The sequence below is a fragment of the Candidatus Obscuribacterales bacterium genome (genome assembly GCA_036703605.1).
GTDB lineage: Bacteria > Cyanobacteriota > Cyanobacteriia > RECH01 > RECH01 > RECH01.
The window spans coordinates 1-1,146 of sequence record DATNRH010000584.1; the positions used below are offsets into that span (position 1 = coordinate 1).

The following is a 1,146-nucleotide window of genomic DNA, read 5'->3' on the forward strand; positions in this document are numbered from 1 at the left end:
CCCCATGCCGGTATAGTCCAAGACCAGACAATCCTTTTTACCGGTATCCAAACGCAGACCACGTCCAATGATTTGCTGGTACAGGCTAATCGACTCAGTCGGGCGCAGGATAGCGATGACATCGACATGGGCGGCATCAAAGCCGGTCGTGAGGACGGATACATTGACCAGGTATTTGAAATCCCTCCTCTTGAACGCCTCAATAATCTGATCGCGCTCAGCAGCCTCGGTTTCTCCCAATACGATTCGGGCCTGGCCCTCCGGCAGACTCTCCATCACCTCTTGGGCATGCTTCACCGTGGAGCTGAAAATCATCACGCCCTGCCGCTTGTAGCTATCGGTGATGTCGACGATGTTTTTGATGATCAGGGGCGTCAGTCGCCTTTGCTGCTTCAGGACCTCCTCGAGCTGAGCCATCGTATACGAATTGCCGGCCTCAGTAAGCTCCGAGAAGTCGTATGACGTCACCGGAGTGTCCACCTTCACCGGAGGCGTCAGGTATCTATTCTTGATCATGTACTCAAGCGGCAGCTCGTAGAGGCAATGCTTGAAGAAGCGGAGTTCCTGAGTCTTCATTTCCCCGCGGTGAGCGTAATTATAGATCCAGCCCAGTCCCATGCGATAGGGGGTTGCGGTGAGGCCCAAAATGCAAATACGCTGATTATTCAGCTTCAGACGCTTGATTACTTTAGCGTACTGACTGTCAGGCTCCAGGCCGACACGGTGACATTCATCGATCACGAGAAGGGTGAAGTCATTGAAGAAGCTATCGCTCGCGTTGGCAACCGACTGGATGCTGCCGAATATAACCTTCCGCGTACTGTCCTTTTGATTCAAGCCCGCTGAATAGATCCCCGCCTGCAGGCCATAGCTTTCATACTTCAAGTGGTTTTGCTCTACCAGTTCTTTGACATGGGCGAGGACCAAGACGCGTCCTTGAGCTACTCTTGCCAGCTCAGCGATCACCAAGCTTTTGCCCGCGCCCGTGGGCAAAACGATTACCGCAGGGGTGCGCCTCCTCCTGAAGTAGTGGAGAGCGCTATCAACCGCTTCCTGCTGGTATGGCCTGAGTTGGTACATCTAGGCGCGGAAGCTATTTCAAGCTGCCTCCAAAGTATAGAAAAATTGTCTGGCTCATAGGAGCCG

1 protein-coding gene is annotated in these 1,146 nt (G+C 53.4%); it reads right to left on the bottom strand.

What is annotated here, in order from left to right:
* The coding region (locus V6D20_12375; protein HEY9816575.1) for a DEAD/DEAH box helicase at positions 1-1,080 on the bottom strand (1,080 nt) is incomplete at its 3' end.
* Between the last annotated feature and the right edge of the window lie 66 nt (positions 1,081-1,146).